This is a genomic window from Mycolicibacterium obuense (assembly GCF_055397605.1).
The window spans coordinates 644,647-662,272 of record NZ_AP043663.1; the positions used below are offsets into that span (position 1 = coordinate 644,647).

16 protein-coding genes are annotated in these 17,626 nt (G+C 70.2%); 4 read left to right on the top strand and 12 right to left on the bottom strand.

The window, feature by feature from the left end; genetic code table 11:
* Window positions 1-74: 74 nt before the first annotated feature.
* On the bottom strand, window positions 75-758 hold the full coding sequence (locus tag ACZ50N_RS03025) for a potassium channel family protein (protein ID WP_046364797.1): 684 nt from the start codon (window positions 756-758) through the stop codon (window positions 75-77).
* A gap of 56 nt (window positions 759-814) precedes the next feature.
* Between ACZ50N_RS03025 and ACZ50N_RS03030 the strand changes: the two genes are divergently transcribed.
* Window positions 815-2,311, top strand: a complete 1,497-nt coding sequence (locus ACZ50N_RS03030; protein WP_464474597.1) for a potassium/proton antiporter — start codon at window positions 815-817, stop codon at window positions 2,309-2,311.
* A gap of 1 nt (window position 2,312) precedes the next feature.
* Here the strand turns inward: ACZ50N_RS03030 and ACZ50N_RS03035 are convergent, their stop codons facing one another.
* The 8 genes from ACZ50N_RS03035 to ACZ50N_RS03070 all read right to left on the bottom strand — a co-directional run bounded on the left by ACZ50N_RS03035 (window position 2,313) and on the right by ACZ50N_RS03070 (window position 12,360).
* Complete coding sequence (locus tag ACZ50N_RS03035) at window positions 2,313-3,035, bottom strand: hypothetical protein (RefSeq protein WP_131722012.1); 723 nt, start codon at window positions 3,033-3,035, stop codon at window positions 2,313-2,315.
* An 88-nt stretch (window positions 3,036-3,123) separates the two neighbouring features.
* Window positions 3,124-5,307, bottom strand: coding sequence for an AAA family ATPase (locus tag ACZ50N_RS03040; RefSeq protein ID WP_464469663.1), 2,184 nt, complete (start codon window positions 5,305-5,307; stop codon window positions 3,124-3,126).
* 1 nt (window position 5,308) lies between these two features.
* Window positions 5,309-6,169: a CDP-diacylglycerol--serine O-phosphatidyltransferase gene (gene pssA / locus ACZ50N_RS03045; protein ID WP_111512338.1), complete on the bottom strand. Its 861-nt coding sequence runs from the start codon at window positions 6,167-6,169 to the stop codon at window positions 5,309-5,311.
* Window positions 6,166-6,864 (bottom strand): phosphatidylserine decarboxylase, encoded by a 699-nt coding sequence (locus ACZ50N_RS03050; protein WP_133413008.1) that lies wholly within the window; start codon window positions 6,862-6,864, stop codon window positions 6,166-6,168. The genes pssA and ACZ50N_RS03050 overlap by 4 nt, the downstream gene beginning before the upstream one ends.
* 28 nt (window positions 6,865-6,892) lie before the next feature.
* Window positions 6,893-8,095 (bottom strand): molybdopterin molybdotransferase MoeA, encoded by a 1,203-nt coding sequence (gene moeA, locus ACZ50N_RS03055; protein WP_464474598.1) that lies wholly within the window; start codon window positions 8,093-8,095, stop codon window positions 6,893-6,895.
* Complete coding sequence (locus ACZ50N_RS03060; protein WP_046364802.1) at window positions 8,095-9,012, bottom strand: SDR family NAD(P)-dependent oxidoreductase; 918 nt, start codon at window positions 9,010-9,012, stop codon at window positions 8,095-8,097. Before ACZ50N_RS03060 ends, moeA begins: the two co-directional genes overlap by 1 nt.
* Before the next feature lie 4 nt (window positions 9,013-9,016).
* Window positions 9,017-10,684: an alpha-keto acid decarboxylase family protein gene (locus ACZ50N_RS03065; RefSeq protein WP_464474599.1), complete on the bottom strand. Its 1,668-nt coding sequence runs from the start codon at window positions 10,682-10,684 to the stop codon at window positions 9,017-9,019.
* Between the two features lie 20 nt (window positions 10,685-10,704).
* The gene (locus ACZ50N_RS03070; protein ID WP_464474600.1) at window positions 10,705-12,360 is read right to left on the bottom strand and encodes an FAD-binding dehydrogenase; all 1,656 of its coding nucleotides are present in this window, start codon (window positions 12,358-12,360) and stop codon (window positions 10,705-10,707) included.
* A gap of 76 nt (window positions 12,361-12,436) precedes the next feature.
* On the opposite strand from ACZ50N_RS03070, the gene ACZ50N_RS03075 reads away from it, so the two are divergent.
* Window positions 12,437-13,252, top strand: coding sequence for an HAD-IIA family hydrolase (locus ACZ50N_RS03075; protein WP_048423431.1), 816 nt, complete (start codon window positions 12,437-12,439; stop codon window positions 13,250-13,252).
* 37 nt (window positions 13,253-13,289) lie between these two features.
* On the top strand, window positions 13,290-13,763 hold the full coding sequence (locus ACZ50N_RS03080; RefSeq protein WP_464474601.1) for an SRPBCC family protein: 474 nt from the start codon (window positions 13,290-13,292) through the stop codon (window positions 13,761-13,763).
* Here the strand turns inward: ACZ50N_RS03080 and ACZ50N_RS03085 are convergent.
* From ACZ50N_RS03085 to ACZ50N_RS03095, 3 genes are all read right to left on the bottom strand, one after another.
* Window positions 13,752-15,452 carry a DEAD/DEAH box helicase gene (locus ACZ50N_RS03085; RefSeq protein ID WP_464474602.1) on the bottom strand — a complete coding sequence of 567 codons (1,701 nt, stop codon included), beginning with the start codon at window positions 15,450-15,452 and terminating at the stop codon, window positions 13,752-13,754. The genes ACZ50N_RS03080 and ACZ50N_RS03085 overlap by 12 nt on opposite strands.
* A gap of 91 nt (window positions 15,453-15,543) precedes the next feature.
* Window positions 15,544-16,041, bottom strand: coding sequence for a cupin domain-containing protein (locus ACZ50N_RS03090; RefSeq protein ID WP_464474603.1), 498 nt, complete (start codon window positions 16,039-16,041; stop codon window positions 15,544-15,546).
* Between the two features lie 10 nt (window positions 16,042-16,051).
* Window positions 16,052-16,951 (bottom strand): SDR family NAD(P)-dependent oxidoreductase, encoded by a 900-nt coding sequence (locus ACZ50N_RS03095; RefSeq protein ID WP_464474604.1) that lies wholly within the window; start codon window positions 16,949-16,951, stop codon window positions 16,052-16,054.
* Window positions 16,952-17,050: 99 nt separating this feature from the next.
* Between ACZ50N_RS03095 and ACZ50N_RS03100 the strand changes: the two genes are divergently transcribed.
* On the top strand, window positions 17,051-17,605 hold the full coding sequence (locus tag ACZ50N_RS03100; protein WP_435404516.1) for a TetR/AcrR family transcriptional regulator: 555 nt from the start codon (window positions 17,051-17,053) through the stop codon (window positions 17,603-17,605).
* The last annotated feature ends 21 nt before the right edge of the window (window positions 17,606-17,626 follow it).

Sequence of the window (17,626 nt, forward strand, 5' to 3'; positions counted from 1 at the left end):
GTTTCGTCGTGATCGGCGGGGCCCCAGTCTACGGGGCGCACGTCACGCGCTCGTGTCGGCGCTCTGCGGCCCGCTCAGCGTCCGGTGACCATCACCTCGATGCGATCCTCGCCGTCCGGCCCGCACACGAACAGGATCTCGTCGCCGTCGCGCAACACGTCCGCGGCCTCCGGAACGATCAGCCGGTTCCCCCGCAGCACCGTCACCAGAGCACTGTCCCGCGGCATCGCCAGATCGCCGACCCGCCGCCCGACCAGCGGGCTGCCCGCCGGCAGCGTGAACGACGCGACGTTCGCGCTGCCCTCCCCCCGCAGTTCCCGGGGACCGCGGCCCAGCGCCATCAACCGCACGATGTGGCCGACGTCGATCGCGCCCTCGACGGCCGCGACCATCGCCACCGGCGTCGACACCGCCACGTCGATGCCCCACCCGTCGGTGAACAACCACTCGTTGCGGGCGTCGTTGATGCGGGCCACCACGCGCGGAATGCCGAATTCGCTCTTCGCGAGCAGGGCCATCGCGAGGTTCGCCTTGTCGTCGCCGGTCGCGGCGATCGCGACATCGCAGATGTGCATCTCGGCCTCCTCGAGGGAGGACACCTCGCACGCGTCGGCCAGGAACCACTCCGCACCCGGCACCGTGGCCGGTTCGTACCGGTGGAACTCCTTTTCGATGAGCAACACCTTGTGGCCGTAGTCGACCAGTTCCTGGGCCACCGAGCGGCCCACTGCACCCGCCCCGGCGATCGCGATCCGCATGGACACGACTGTGCTGATTTACTGACTGCGACACAAGTGCCTGCAGCGAGGAAACAGTGACACTGCACGAGCTGTACGTGGCGCTGTTCATCGGGGGCCTGGTGCTGCTGGCGAGCATCGCCGCCACCAGACTGGCCACCGGAGCCGGCTTACCGAGCCTGCTGCTGTTCCTCGGCGTCGGCGTGCTGGTCGGCGAGGACGGCCTCGGTCTGGCCTTCGACAACGCTCAGCTGGCCCAGGATCTGGGCACCGCGGCGCTGGGCGTGATCCTCGTCGAGGGCGGTCTGACCACGCGATTCGCCGACATCCGCAAGGTGCTGGCGCCCGCCAGCGTGCTCGCGACGGTCGGCGTTCTGGTCAGCACGCTGATCACCGCCCTGGCGGCGCATCTCCTGCTCGGCATGTCCTGGCAGCTGGCGCTGCTGCTCGGGGCGATCGTGTCGAGCACCGACGCCGCGGCGGTGTTCTCGGTGCTGCGGGTCGTCCCGCTGCCGCGCCGTCTCGGCGGCCTGCTGGAAGCCGAGTCCGGATTCAACGACGCGCCCGCGGTGATCCTGGTGCTGCTGTTCAGCGTCACCCCGCTGGTGCTCGAGCCCGTCACCGTGGCCGGAACCCTGATCTACGAACTGGGGATCGGCGCCGCGATCGGGCTCGGGTGCGGGTTCTTCGGCGCGATGGCGTTGCGCCGCACCGCACTGCCCGCGGCCGGTCTCTACCCGTTGGCGACGTTCGGGCTGGGCATGTTGGCGTTCGCGGCCGCCGGCTCGGCGCACGCGAGCGGGTTCCTGGCCGCCTATCTCGCCAGCGTGGTGCTCGCCAATTCCGGTCTGCCACACCGCTCGGCCACCCGCTCCTTCGCCGAGGGGTCGGGCTGGCTGGCGCAGATCGGGCTGTTCGTGATCCTCGGTCTGCTGGTCTCGCCCGCCGAGTTGCTCGACGAGCTGGTGCCCGCGATCGTGATCGGCCTGGTGCTTCTGGTGCTGGCCCGCCCGGTGTCGGTCATCGTGTCGCTGATCGGTTTCCGGGTGGCCTGGCGCGAGCAGGCGTTCCTGTCCTACGCCGGGCTGCGCGGTGCCGTGCCCATCGTGCTCGCGACGTATCCGATCGTGGCGGGGGTGCCCGACAGCGGACGGCTGCTCAACATCGTGTTCATCCTCGTCGTGGTGTTCACCCTGGTGCAGGGGCCGAGCCTGCGGCGGGTCGCCGAGTGGCTCGACCTGATTCCGCGCGACACCACCCGCGAGATCCAGGTCGACGCCGCACCGCTGGACGTGCTGGGCGCCGAGCTGATGACGATGACGGTCGCGCCGGGATCGCGGTTGCACAACGTCACGGTTCTCGAGTTGCGGCTGCCTGATCCGAGCGTGATCACGTTGATCATCCGCGGCGGCCGCGCGTTCGTGCCGGAACCGCTCACCCGGCTGCAGATCGGCGACGAGGTGATGATCGTGACGACGACGGCGACGCGGGACGAGGCGGAGCGGCGACTGCGTGCGGTCAGCCGTCGCGGGAAGCTGGCGTACTGGTTCGACGAGTACGGCGAGCCGGGGTAGATCACTCGCTGTCGGTGCTGCTCGCCGTTGCGGCTCTCTCGGTCCTCTCCGCCTTGCGTGCCTCGCGGGCCTCCCGGCGTTGCTCGCGCTTCTCGGCGTTTTCGGCGCGCATGTCAGCCCTCTTCTCGGCGCGCTCAGCCTTCTTCGCCTGCCACTGTGTGGCGACGGAGTCGCGGTTCGGCACCGTTGTGTCGTCGTCGGCGCTGGTCACTTCGGGCGGGTCGCGGTCCGGCACCGTCAGCGGGAAGCCCTTCCGGGGTGAATCGGCGTCTTCCCAGCGGGCTGGTCTGTCCAGGGGCGGGCGATCGATCGCAATCGCCTCGGTGTTTCCGCTCAGCGAGAGCTCATCGATGACGACGAACAAACCAGACAGGGCGACGTCGAAGGCGAAGTCGCCGACGTTGCGGAGCAGTCCCTCGCCTCGCAACACATCGGTCCCGTTGAACACCGCACTGGCAGAAACACTTTCGATCAGGTTCAGGCCGATGTAGAGCTGTTTGCCGAGGTAGCCGAGGCTGTTCAGGACGGGTGTCGCGCCGCGGCGGATCAAGACGGTGAGATCGATGAAGGCGTCGTCGATCTGGTCGGTGACGGCGGCCAGCTGGACGGCGGGAGCCGAACGCACCGGTACGGCTCGTTCGACCGGCGCTGCCGGCGCTACCAGTACGGTGGCTCCCACCACCGCGGCCGCCGACACCAGGCTCATTCTCTGAACAACACTCATGATGGGACCCCCCTCGTCCTGTGAGCTGCCTCACAGAAAACGGTAAGCCTCTGGCATGGCAAAGGCAAGAGGGAGTTATCGACCCAGTTCAGCGTGCGTCTGCGAAGGCCCGCAGCGACGCCACCTGCGCCGCGTCCAGCGACGGTCGCACCGCCTCGCGGGCCGCAGCCACGTCGGCAGCGGTCACGTCCGCGGCGTCGATGGACCGGCGCATCGCGGTGAGCGCCGCCTCGCGCAGCAGCGCCACACAGTCCGCCGCGCTGTACCCGTCGAGCTCGGCGGCGAGCGCATCGAGGTCGACCGCGTCCGCACCGTCTGTGGCCAGCGGCACCGACTTGCCCGCCGTGCGAAGAATCTGCGCCCGCGCCTCCGCGTCGGGCGGCTCGACGAACACCAGCTTCTCCAACCTGCCGGGCCGCAGCAGCGCCGGGTCGATCAGATCCGGTCGGTTCGTCGCACCCAGCACCACGACGTCGCGCAGCGGCTCGATCCCGTCCAGCTCGGTGAGCAGCGCGGCCACCACGCGATCGGTCACCCCGGAGTCGAAGCTCTGCCCGCGCCGCGGCGCCATCGCGTCGATCTCGTCGAGGAACACCAGCGATGGCGCGGAATCCCGTGCCCGGCGGAACAATTCGCGGACCGCTTTCTCCGAGGAGCCGACCCACTTGTCCATCAACTCAGCGCCTTTGACCGCGTGCACACTCAGCCGTCCCGAACTCGCCAGCGCGCGAACCACATACGTCTTGCCGCAGCCGGGCGGCCCGTACAGCAGCACGCCGCGCGGCGGCTCGACCCCGAGCCGGGCGAACGTGTCGGGATGCTGCAGCGGCCACAGCACCGCTTCGGTGAGCGCCTGCTTGGTGGCCACCATGTCGCCGACGTCGTCGAGCGTGACCGAGCCGACCGAGATCTCCTCGGCGGCTGACCGGGACAGTGGTCGGATGACGCCCAGCGCCCCGACGAGATCCTCCTGCCGCAACTCGGGTGAGGCATCGCTGTCACTGGCCCGCGCCGCCGCGCGCAACGCAGCCTCGCGCACCAGCGCAGCCAGATCGGCGACCACGAAACCCGGTGTGCGCTCGGCGATCTCCTTCAGATCGAGGTCGGTTGCCGGGACGTCGCGCAGCAGGACCTCGAGCAACTGTTCGCGCACGCCCGCGTCGGGCAGGCTCAAGCCCAGCTCGCGGTCACACAGGTCAGGGGCGCGCAGCCGTGGATCGACGGCGTCGGGCGCCCCGGACGTCGCGATGAACGCCACGCCGGAAGTGGCCACTGCCGAACGCAATTCGGCGAGGATGAGGGTCGCCACCGGCTCCGGCGGAACGGGCAGCAATGTGTCGACATCGGTGATGAGGAGTACGCCGCCGCCGTCGCGCACCGAGCGGACTGCCGAGGCGACGGTGGTCAGCCGATCCTCGGCACGCAGTGAGCCCACCTCGGGTCCGTCGAGTTCGATCAGGCGCCGGCCGCTGCACACCGTCCTGACCAACCGGGCCTTGCCGACGCCGGCGGGCCCGGAGACGAGAACACCGAGATTCGCGGTGGCGCCGAGGGTGTGCAGTAACTCGGGCTGATCCAGGGCTAGCTTGAGCCATTCGGCCAGCCGACCGGCCTGCGTGTGGGCGCCCTTGAGGTCATCGATACTCGAGGTGGGCGCGGCCGACACCGACCGCGTCTCCGTCGCCGGCGTGGGCACCGACCCGTTCTGCGTGGTGCCGCTGGGGGAGCCCCAGCAGACCAGCGAATTCGGTTGCACGCTCACCGGTCCCGCGGGATCGACCTCGGTGACAGTCAACAACTCCGAGGTCCACACGATGCCGACGGACGCCGCCAACGCAGCCGTCGCCGCCGAGGTCGAGGTGCCCGGTCCCAGGTCGCGCGGCAGCAGCGACACGGTGTCGCCGACCGTCATCACCTTGCCCAGCAGCGCCTGTCGCAGCGTGGCCGGGGTGATCGAGCGGCTCGCCAGGTTGGACCCGGTCAGCGTCACCGACCGGGCCCCGTACACGGTGGCGGCCGCGACGAGCACCGGGGTGTCCTCCCGCAGTCCGGCATTGCTCAGCGTGACGTCGTCGAGGAGCGCGGTGCCGGCAGGGACGCCGTCGGGCGCGGTGCCGACCACCGCGGCGGTGGTGCGCGATCCCGTCAACGACACCGCATCCCACTCACGAATGCCCAGCGCGGCAATCGCTTCCGGATGCAGCCGGACCACGCCGCGGCGAGAGTCCAGCGCCGAGGTGTTCAACCGCGCGGTCAGCGTCAGCTGGGCCATGTCAGCTCCGGGGTGGTCGGCGCAGGCCCAGCCGCATCATCGAGCGACGGTGCGGCTGCGCCCGCCGGATCGCCCGCCGCGCGGCCCGCTGCTGCCGCGGCTTGTCGTCCCACACCTCAGGGTGAGCGGCCAAGAAGCGCCGGGTCCGCATCGCGAACGGGATGTGCAAGAGGTAGCCGATGACGATCAGCAGAATCACGACGTAGCCGTACAGGATCGACGCGGCGACTCCGATGGCGAGGAGTGCCAGCAGCGGTGCGACCGCGTTCGGGGGTACGGAGAACGTGTGGATCTTGCGCATCGGCAGCGTGCTGACCACCAGCAGCGACACCACGATCATCCAGATCACCACTGCCGGTTCGGATGTCCACCACCCGTCGCCGAACTGCATCTTCGCTGCCAGCGGCGCAATCGCGACGATCGCGCCGGCCGGGGCGGGCATGCCGACGAAGAACTTCTTCTCGTAGTCCGGCTGGTCGAGGTCCAGCATCGCGTTGAACCGGGCCAACCGCAGCACGATGCACACCGCGTACAGCAGCACCACGATCCAGCCCACCCGCGAATGCGACAACAGCGTGCCGTAGACGATGAAGGCAGGTGCCACACCGAAATTCACCGCGTCGGCCAGGGAGTCGATCTCCTCGCCCATCCGCGACGTGGCGTTCAGGGCTCGCGCGGTGCGTCCGTCGAGGGCGTCCAGGATCGCGGCGATGGCCAGGAACGCCATCGCCTCGGTGGGCCGATCGTCGAGCGCGAACTTCACCGCACTCAGGCCCAGGCAGATCGCGGCGACCGTCATCGCGCTGGGCAGGATCTTGGCGCTGACCACCGGCGCTTTCAGCCGCGGCTTGCGTGGCTTCACGGCAGTTCGGCCAGCACGGTTTCGCCGGCCAGGGTGCGCTGGCCCACCGAAACCAGCACCCGGGACCCGGCGGGCAGGTAGGTGTCCAGCCGCGAGCCGTACCGGATCAGGCCGTAGGTGTCGCCGATGCCGATGTGTTCACCTGGGGAGACGTTGCAGACGATGCGGCGGGCCAGCAGACCGGCGATCTGCACGGCGATCACCTGCTGCCCCTCCGGGGTGCGGATCACCACGCTGTTGCGCTCGTTGTCCGCGCTGGCGGCTTCCAGTTCCGCCGAGACGAACAGGCCGGGGCGATGCAGCACGGTCACCACCTCGCCGCCGACGGGCGCGCGCTGTACGTGGGCGTCCAGCAGCGACAGGAAGATGCTGATCCGCGGCAACGGCTCTGCGGGCAGCCCGAGTTCGCTCGGCGGAACCTCCTCGCCGACCAGGCAAATCAGCCCGTCGGCGGGGGCGACGACGACGCCGGGGCGCGTCGGTGGGGTGCGGGGCGGATGCCGGAAAAAGGCGGCGTTGGCGGCGGCGGAGGTCAGTCCGGCGCGACGGACGAAGCGGTTCCGGCGTCCGACCAATGCCACGGCCAGGCTGGCGCCGACGAACGGCAGGCCTGCGGGATGCATCGGGGGAACGGACGTGCGGATCAGCGCCGCCAGCCGCGCGGGGCCTGTCTTGAGGTCGGGGCGTCTGGCCATCGTGGGGCCAATAGTACGGTGACGCTCCCTAGCGCAGGTCCCACACCTGCACGCGACTTCCCGACGCCACCTCGGAGGTGTCCTCGTCGATCTCCAGCAGGCAGTTCGCCGAGGCCAGCCAGCGCAGGTGATGCGACGCGGGCGGCCCGTAGCTGGTGACCGTGTCGGTCACCGGGTCCAGCACTCCGCGCCGGAACTGCCGCTTTCCGCGCGGGGAGGTGAGGTCTTCGGTGAGCATCGCGGTGCGCCGCGGCCGCTCCGGCTGCGACAACCCCATCGCGGTTCGCAACGCGGGCCGGACGAACACCTCGAACGAGACCAGCGCGCTGACCGGATTGCCCGGCAGCGTGACGGCAGGGGTTCCGTCGATCGCGCCGGCACCCTGCGGCATCCCGGGCTGCATCGCGACCTTGACGAATTCGACCCCGCCGGACGGCCCGCTCAGAGCGTCTTTGACCACCTCGTAGGCGCCGGCGCTGACGCCACCTGTGGTCAGGATCAGGTCCGCCTGACCTGCGTGGGCGCGCAGCGTCGCCCGGAAGGCGTCGACGTCGTCACCGGTGGTGGGGGAGGCGACCACGTCGGCGCCGGCGTCGCGGACCGCGGCGGCCAGCATCACGCCGTTGGATTCGTAGATCTGCCCCGGGGCCAGCTCGGTGCCCGGCGCCACCAGCTCGGTGCCCGTCGAGACGACCAGCACCCGCTGGCGCGGCGTGACAACCAACGTCTGCAGCCCGAGCGCTGCGGCCAGGCCGAGCGCGGCCGGCGTCAGCACCTGACCGGCCTGCAGGACCGTGGCGCCGGCGGTGACGTCCTCGCCCGCGCGTCGGATGTGCTGGGCCTCGCGGGCCGCGGCGCGGATGGTCACCGTGTCGGTGGCGCCGTCGGTGGCCTCCACGGGAACCACCGCGGTCGCCCCGTGGGGCAGCGGCGCACCGGTCATGATGCGGTGCGCGGTGCCGGGCTGCAGGGTCGGGATGTCCGTGCGGCCGGCGGGAATGTCCTCGGCGACGGGCAGACGTACCGGGGTGGCGTCCGAAGCTGTCGCGACGTCGGCGGCCAGCACCGCGTATCCGTCCATCGCCGAGTTGTCGAAGCCGGGCAGCGACAGCGGTGCCACCACCTCCTCGGCGAGCACCAGGCCCAACGCGTCGGCCAGCGGCAACGCCTTGGGCGGCCGCGCGGTGATCAGCGATCCGACCAGCCTGCGGTGCTCATCGACACTGCGCATCAGACCGGGTAGCTCACGCCTGTGAGCTCCTCGGACACTGCCCACAGCCGCTGCTGGATCGCGACGTCGTGTGACTTGCGAGTGGACTGCACGAGCACCGGGTGCCCGACGAGCTCGCGGAAACCGGACGGCCCGTAGTACTGGCCCCCGCGCACCTGTGGATCGGTGGCCGCGCGCAGCGTGGCCAGCGCACCCACGGCCGGGCTGTTGGTCACCAGGCCAGCCAGCGCCGAGAAGCCGGGGAGGCCCGAGCCCGGGACATGGCGCATCAGCTCGGTGTTCGAGATGCCCGGGTGGGCGGCCACGGCGATGGTCTTCGCGCCGGCGGCGGCGAGCCGGCGCTGCAGCTCGTAGGTGAACATCAGGTTCGCGAGCTTGGACTGGCCGTACGCCGCGACCCGGTTGTAGCTGTGCTCCCACTGCAGATCGTCGAAGTGGATGTCGGCCTGGATGTTGTGGGCGATGCTCGCGACCACCACGACCCGGGATCCCTCGACGGAGAGCAGATGGTCGAGCAGCAGCCCGGTGAGCGCGAAGTGCCCGAGGTGGTTGGTGCCGAACTGCAGCTCGAAGCCGTCGGCGGTGACCTGCTTGGGCGGATACATCACCCCGGCGTTGTCGAGGAGCAGATCGATCGTCGGGTGGGCCGTGCGCAGCGCCTCGGCGGCGGCGCGCACGCTGGCCAGTGAGGTCAGATCCAGCTCCTGGACCTCGACCTGAGCACCGGCGTGCGCCTGGCGGATTCGGTCGGCGGCCTGGTTGCCTTTGGCCAGGTCACGCACGGCGAGCACCACCCGGGCGCCGCGGCCGGCGAGGACGAGGGCGGCTTCGTAGCCGATGCCCGAGTTCGCGCCGGTGACGACGGCGACGCGGCCGGACTGGTCGGGGACGTCGGATGCGGTCCATTTCGCGCTCATGGCATCACCCTAGGGGGTTGGCTGGTGCCCTCACGCCGTAGTCGAACACCCGCGTCATCTCGCCCACCCCCGCCGTCGCCGGGGTCATGTCCAAGGGGTCGAGGTGAACCTGGATCAGCGTGAAGCGCTGCGAGGCCGCGGCGGCGTCGAACGCGGCCGACAGCTCGGCCCCGGTCCGGCAGGAGCGCAGGAGCACCGTGTCCTCGTCGGCCCCGAACGCCCGCGGCAGTTCGGTGTAGCGCCATGCGGCGACGTCGTTGTAGGGACTGCGGACACCCATGATCGCGCGCTCGATGGTGTAGCCGCCGTTGTCGAGCAGCACGATGATCGGCGTCAGGCCCAGGCGCAGGATCGTCGACAGTTCCTGCGCGGTCACCTGGAACGAGCCGTCACCGACGCACAGCACGTGCCGCCGCTGCGGAGCGGCCAGTGCCGCCCCGAGCAGCGCGGGTAGCGCGTAGCCGATCGACCCCCAGCTGGTCTGGTTCACGTATCGCAGCCCGTGGGGCAGCCGCAGCCCGGAGGTGTTCTGACCGGAGGTGCCGGTCTCGGCGACCAGGACGTCGTCGGGCCTGAGGAATCCAGCCAACGCGTCGAAGAAGCTGCGTTGCGTCAGGGACTCGTCGGGGGACGGGGCGGCCGGTGGTGCGGTGTTCGGCGCGGGGGGTGCGGGAGCCGGCGTGCGGCCCGACACCGCCGCCAGGACGTCGGCCGTGTCGGTGCCGTAGAACACCTGCGTGCCGCTCGCGACGGCGTCGGCGCTCAATCGTACGTGCGGCCGACTGCGGTAGTCCAGCGTGAAACCTGCTGTGGTGACGTCTGTTTCGGTCAGGTCACAGCTGATCAGCAGGTCGGCGTCGCGGAATGCCTGCTGCGCCCGCTCGGAGCCGGGCAGCAGCCCGAGGTACCGCGAAGCGTCCGGGTCGGCGGTGTGCGCCGCGGGGACGGTGCAGGTGTACGGCACGCCGTGCGCGGCGCAGAACGCCTCGATGGCGGGCATGAGTCCCCGGCGGACCGCGGGCAGGTCGATCACGAGCAGTGGCGTGCGCGCCTCGGCGAGTGCCTCGCTCAGCACGGCTGCCGCCTCATCGGACGCCGTCGAACCATCCGGGGATTCCGGGTCCAAAGAGGTTGTCGGAACGGTGATCTCGACGTGGCTGAGATCCGACGGGAGTTCGAGACGCACGGGCCGGCGGGTGCGGAGCGCGGTCAGCAGCGCATGGTCGATGACCTCGACCGCGGTGTGCGGTGTGATGGTCTCGGTGTAAGCGGTGAATTCGGCGAAGGCCCGGTGCACGTTGCGGTATCCGCCGTCGAGCAGGCTGTGATGGAGCCGCAGACCGTCGCGGGTGGCGTGCAGCGGCGGGGACCCCGACAGGTGGATCAGCGGAATGTGCTCGCAGTAGGCGCCCGCGACGCCGTTGAGTGCGCTGAGGCAGCCGACCCCGTAGGTGGTGAGCAGAACGCCGGGCCGGCCGCCGCGGGCATGCCCGTCCGCGGCATAGGCGGCATTGAGTTCGTTGCAGGTGCCGACCCAGGAGAGGTCGGGATCGGCTTCGATCTGTTCGAGGAACGACAGGTTGTAGTCCCCTGGCACGCCGAAGACGTGCGTAGTGCCGATGTCGCGCAGCCTGCGCAGCAGGAACTCGCCGATCCGTTGGTGTGTGCTCATGACTTCCCCGTTCCCCTCTGTTACCCGCGGCCGATGGTGCGGCCCGCAACTCGCCCGGTGAACAGGCAGCCGCCGACGAAAGTGCCTTCCAGAGAACGCTGTCCGTGCACGCCTCCGCCGCCGAACCCGGCGGCCTCACCCGCGGCGAACAGGCCGGCGATCGGTGTGCCGTCCTCGCGCAGCACGCGCGCATCGGTATCGGTGAGCAAGCCGCCCAGCGTCTTGCGTGTGGTGATGCGCAACCGGACCGCGATCAGCGGCCGGTGCCGCGGATCGTCGATGGGTGAAGGCACGGCGATGCGGAACCGATCGGGCAGGTAGCGGCGCGCGTTGCGGATCGCCGCGAACTGCGGGTCCTTGCTGTAGGCGTTGACCGCCTGCGCATCACGGGCACGGATCTCGCGGGCCACAACCTGCGGGTCGACCGGTGCGACGCCGGGCACGGCGTTCATCCCGTCGACCAGCTCGGCAACCGACGACGCGGTGACGAAATCTTCGCCCTCGTCGAGGAATCGTTGCCACAGAGGCGAGATGGAGGGTCGCACAGTACCTTTGGCGGCCAGCCACGGGTGTCTGCCGGTGACTGCCGGGTTGAGTTCCTGACCCGACATCCCGAATTCCTTGCGGAAGATCTCGCTGTTCATGATCAGCCATGAGTGGCCGAATCCGGAGGCGACGACGTGCCGGACCGCGCCCACGGTGTCGAAGTTCGGGTACAGCGGCGGCGGGAAGCGCACCCCTGCGCCGTCGAGCCACAGCGCGGACGGGCCTGCGGTGACATGGATCCCGTGATCGGCCCAGACGGGGTCGATGTTGCGCACCCCGTCGGGGTAGAACCACAACCGGTCCTCGTTGGCGACCGCCGCCCCCGCCCGCCGGGCGGTGTCGAGCATGTGGCCGTCGACGTAGGCGGGATTGCCGCACAGCATGTCCGTCGGCTCGGAACCGAAACTGCGCGTGAACAATTCACGGACCCGGTGCGGGTTGCCGCCGACACCGCCGGTGGCCAGGAGCACCGCAGGCGCGTGCAGGACGAACTCGCCGACGGCATCTGGCGTCGATGCGGCGCCGCGCGGGCCTGCCGAGGCGGCCAGGCGCGTCCCCCGCACCCCGGACACCGCGCCGCCGTCGAGCAGGATCTCCTCGACCCGATGCCGGTGGAGCCGCCGAATGCGGCCGGCGGCGACGGCCGACCGCACCCGGGCGGCGAAGATCTCGACGAGCCCCGGCCCGGTACCCCAGGTGATGTGGAACCGCGGCACGCTGTTGCCCGAGCCGAGCGCGCCGTGCCCGCCGCGCTCCGGCCACACCGGCAGGGGATAGGCGCGCCAGCCGAGCCCGCGCAGCCAACGGCGCTTCTCGCCGGCGGCGAACTCGACATAGCGGGCCGCCCAGCGGCGGGCCCACAGGTCTTCTGGACCGTCGGTGAACTCGGCCGAACTCCACCAGTCGCGCAACGCCAGATCGGGGGAGTCCTTGACGCCCAGGCGGCGCTGCTCAGGGGTGTCGACCATGAACAATCCGCCGTAGGACCAGAAGGCCTGACCGCCCTCGTCGGCCGGGCCCTGTTGATCGCACAGGATGACCGACCGCCCGGCCTCGGCGATCTCGGCCGCCGCCACCAACCCGGCCAGACCGTGACCGATGACGATCGCGTCCGCCGACTGGGTTGTCATTGCGTCGAACCCTAGTGTGAACCGGCACGCAGGGCCTACGGGTTGCGCACATCCGGCGGCCGTTTACTGTCGCACCATGGCGATCGGTGGAGTGCTGTTCGACATCGACGGCGTGCTGGTCACCTCGTGGCAACCGATCCCCGGTGCGGCCGAGACGCTGCGCACGCTCAACGAGCACCAGGTGGCGTGCGCGTATCTGACCAACACCACCACGCGGACGCGGGCCCAGATCGCCGAGCTGCTGACCGACGCGGGCATGGCGGTGCGCGCCGACGAGGTGATCACGGCCGCGGCGCTGACCGCTGACTACGTCCGCGACCGCTATCCCGACGCGCGCTGCTTCCTGGTCAACAGCGGGCAGATCGGTGAGGACATGCCGGGCATCGACCTCGTCTACTCGACCGATTTCACCGGCCCGCAGGCCCCGGAGGCGCCGGACGTGGTGCTGCTCGGTGGGGCGGGACCCGAATACACGCACGAGACGCTGTCGTGGGTCTACGACTGGATGGCCCAGGGCGTGCCGGTGGTCGCGATGCACCGCAGCACCGCGTGGACCACCACCGACGGGTTGCGCGTCGACACCGGCATGTACCTGATCGGCATGGAGGAGACGTCCGGGCGCAAAGCGACCGCGGTGGGCAAGCCGGCGCCCGAGGGCTTCCTGTCCGCCGCGGGCCGGCTCGGCGTCGACCCCGACGAGATGTACATGGTCGGCGACGACCTCAACAACGACGTGCTCGCCGCGCAGGTGGTGGGTATGACGGGCGTGCTGGTGCGCACCGGCAAGTTCCGACAGGACACGTTGGACCGTTGGGCCGCAGACGAATTCGCGATGCAGCCCAACCACGTCATCGATTCGGTGGCCGACCTGCCGACATTGCTCGATCTCTGAAGCGATGACTTTCGCGCGGTCGCGGGGTCTCATCCTCATGACCGACACACTGATCCTCACCATCGACGTCCACGCTGAGCTCGCCGCGGTGTTCGCGGTATTGGCCGACCCCGCCAACCACCCCGCGATAGACGGGACCGGCTGGCTGCGCGAATCTCTGGACCCCGGTCCGGTGACCGGAAAGGGGCAGATCTTCCGGATCCGGATGTACCACGACAACCATCCCGACGGGTACTACGACATGGCCAACAAGGTCATCGCGTTCGAAGCCGACCGGACGGTCGCCTGGGAGCCCGGGCAAGCCGGCGCCGATGGTGAGCTCGAATTCGGCGGGTGGACATGGCGTTACGACCTCGAACCGGTCGGGCCCGGGCAGACCCGGGTGCGCCTGACCTACGACTGGTCGCGCGTGCCGGCGCAGCTGCGCGAGCACATCACGTTCCCGCCGTTCCCGACCAGCTACCTGGAGGGCTCGCTGCAGAATCTGTCGACCCTGGCCTCAGGCCGTTAACTCCCGCTGCAGGACGCGGATCGCCTCGATGCGCTCCTTCAGCTGATCCCGGGTGGCCGCGGCGACCGGCGGGCCCCCGCAGCGGCGCCGCAGCTCGTTGTGGATCCAGCCGTGCGGCCGGCCGGTTCGGTGGTGCGCCAGCGAGACCAGCGTGTTGAGCTCGCGGCGCAACTCGCGCAGCTGACCGTGCGTCGTCGTCGGCACCACGGCACCCGATTCGGTGCGCTTCTGCAGCTGCTCGTCCTGGCGTCGACGCAGCAGGTCGCGCATCGAGTTCGCATCGAGCAGCCCGGGGATGCCGAGGTAGTCGGCTTCCTCGTCGCTGCCCGCAGGCGTCGCGGTCCCGAACGAGGCACCGTCGAAGATCACCTGGTCCAATTCGGCGTCGGCGCCGAGGTATTCGATCTTGCCCTCGCCGTCGTCGGGCTCGTCGCGCTTCTGCTCGGCCAGCTCGGCGTCGAGCGGATCGTCTTCGGTCTCGCGGTGCGGCTTGCCCAGCACGTGATTGCGCTGGGCTTCCATCTCACTGGCGAGCATCAGCAGGTTCGGCACCGACGGTAAGAAGATGCTCGCCGTCTCACCGGGCCGGCGCGACCGCACGAAGCGCCCGATCGCCTGGGCGAAGAACAGCGGCGTCGACGCGCTCGTCGCGTACACGCCGACCGCCAGGCGCGGCACGTCGACACCCTCGGACACCATGCGCACCGCCACCAGCCACCGCGACGTGTCCGCGGAGTACTGGGAGATGCGATCCGAGGCGCCCTTGTCGTCGGAGAGCACCACGGTGGGTGCCTCGCCGGTGATCGTCAGCAGCAGATCGGCATAGGCACGGGCGGCGGTCTGGTCGGAGGCGATGATCATGCCGCCGGCGTCGGGCACGTGCTGGCGCAGGCCGCGCAGCCGGGTGTCGGCGGCAGCGATCACCGCGGGCATCCACTGACCGGCCGGGTTGAGTGCGGTCTTCCACGCCCGCGCCGTCTGCTCGGCGGTCAACGGCTCGCCGAGCCGGGCCGCGTGTTCCTCGCCGGCGCTGTCGCGCCACCGGGCCTCCCCGGAGTAGGCCATGAACATCACCGGCCGCACCACGCCGTCGGCGAGGGCGTCGGAGTAGCCGTAGGTGTGGTCGGCCTTTGACCTCTGGAAACCGTCCGGTCCGGTCTCGTAAGTGACGAACGGGATCGCGCTGTCGTCGCTGCGGAACGGCGTCCCTGTCAGCGAGAGGCGCCGGGTGGCGTCGTCGAAGGCCTCCCGGATCGCGTCGCCCCAGCTCTTGGCGTCACCGCCGTGGTGGATCTCGTCGAACACGACGAGTGTCTTGCGGTTCTCGGTGCGCACCCGGTGCCGCGACGGGTGGCTGGCCACCTGGGCGTAGGTGACGACGACACCGTGGTACTCCGACGACGTCTGGGAGTTGGAGTTGGAGAACTTCGGATCAAGCGCGATGCCCTGACGGGCCGCGGCCTGGGCCCACTGGACCTTCAGGTGCTCGGTCGGCACCACGATCGTGACCGCCTCGACGGTGCGCTGGGCCAGCAGCTCGGCGACGATGCGCAGCGCGAACGTCGTCTTTCCGGAACCGGGCGTGGCGACGGCGAGGAAATCGCGCGGCTGCGCAGACAGGTATTTGACCAGCGCCCGTCGCTGCCAACCGCGAAGCGTGGGGGTGCTGGGCGCTGCATCAGCCCGCACCCACGACTCCTTTCGACCGAATCGCAGTCTATGGCAAGCGCTTCCGCGATCGCATCCGAGACGGCGTGTCAGGGCCCGGCGTGTCTGGGGCCTACTCCACGAAGTGGTTGTCGTTCTCGGCGAACCACACGCGACGTTCGTCCTCGGTCAGCTCGCCGAGCTGGGCCAACCCCTCGAAGTAGTGCTCCCGCGGCGCGCCGGGGGCGAACAGCATCAGCATCGTCGCGGGTTCGTCGGCCCGGTTGCCGAACCCGTGGATGCCGCCCGGCGGGACGTAGAGGAAGTCTCCCGCCCCGCCGTCGGTCCACTCGCTGCCGTTGTACAGCGACACGGTGCCGGACAGGATGTAGAACGCCTCGCTCATCCCGCGGTGGTAGTGCGGGCCGGGACCTCCGCCGCGCGGCGCGATCTGCACCCGGTACAGGCCGTAGTCGCCGCCGGTGTCGCCCTGGCCGGCCAGGTAGTGGTACTGCACCAGCCCGAACGCGTCGTAGTCCGGCGCCGCGTCACCCCGCTTGAGCCACGCGCTGACCTCGGGCTCGTCGGCGGTGTAGCGGGGTGGCGGATACGGGGGCACGACCAGCGACATGAGCGCCACGCTAGACCTGGAAGGTGACTCCGGTGAGTTCTTCGGAGACCGTCCACAGCCGCTGCTGCTGGGCCACGTCGTAGGACACCGCGTTGGAGGCGACGACGACGGGATTGCCGCGCTGCTGACCGATGCCGTCGGGCCCGTAGTACTGACCGCCGAGGACGCCGGGGTCGGTGGCGGCCCGCAGCGACGGCAGGGCACCGCCGTCGGGCTTCTGCGCGAACAGCACCGGGGCCGCGGCGAGGAAGGCCCGTTCGATGGGACGGGGCAGACTGCGGGCCAGCTCGGTGGTGGCGGTGCCGGGGTGGGCCGCGACGGCGATCGTCTTGCCGCGCGGGGCCAGCCGGCGCTCCAGCTCGTAGGTGAACATCAGGTTGGCCAGCTTGGACTGCGTGTAGGCGCCCATCCGGCTGTAGCTGCGCTCCCACTGCAGGTCGTCCCAGTGGATCGCGCCGCCCATCTTGTGGCCGTTGCTGCTGACCGTGACCACCCGGGAGCCGGGCACGTCGACGATGGTGGGGAGCAGCAGCCCGGTGAGCGCGAAGTGCCCGAGGTGGTTGGTGCCGAACTGCAGCTCGAAATTGTCCTTCGTGGTGCCCTTGGGCGTCGTCATCACGCCTGCGTTGTTGATCAGCAGGTCGATGCGGTCGAACCGCCTCTTGAGGGCATCGGCGGCGTCGCGGATGGACGCCAGCGAGGTCAGGTCCAGCTCCTGGACCTCAACGGTCCCCCCGATGCGAGCGGCGGCCTGCTTGCCCTTGTCGATGTTGCGGACTGCGATGACGACGGTGGCGCCCTTGTCCGCCAGTGCCTTGGCGGTCTCGAACCCGAGGCCGGTGTTGGCGCCGGTGATGACGGCGACGCGGCCGGACTGGTCGGGGATGTCGGCGGTGCTCCATGCGGTCATGACGGGTGCTCCTAGTATGGGTGGAAACGGGGCGAACGCCCCGGTTGATGACCACTATACGGAACGTGCGCCCCGCTTAGTGCACCAGGGAGGTGACGTATGACACGGCCCTTGCGCGCCGACGCCGCGCGCAACCGCGCGCGCGTGCTCGAGGTCGCCTACGAGACCTTCGCCGCGGAGGGGCTCGCCGTGCCGATCGACGAGATCGCCCGACGGGCGGGCGTCGGCGCAGGCACGGTCTATCGGCACTTCCCGACGAAGGAAGATCTGTTCCGCGCCGTCGTCGACGATCGCATCCGCGGCATCATCACCTGGGGTCGCGCACTGCTCGACGACGGTGCGCCCGGCGACGCGCTGTTCACGTTCCTGCGCACCCTGGTCCTGAAATGGGGGGCCACCGACCGGGGCATGAGCGAAGCGCTGGCCGGCGCCGGTGTCGCGGTGGAACCAGGTGTCCCCGAGGTGGAGGACGAGTTCCTGGCGATGCTCGCAGAGTTGCTGCGCGCCGGGCAGGACGCGGGAACGGTGCGCGGCGAGATCGGCGTGCCCGAGGTCAAGGCACTGCTGGTCGGGCTCCAGGCGATGCAGGGCTACAACAGCCAAGCCGCGACCAGGGTCATCGACGTCGTGCTGGACGGTCTACGCGCCAGCTGACCCACAGGTCGCCGACAGGTC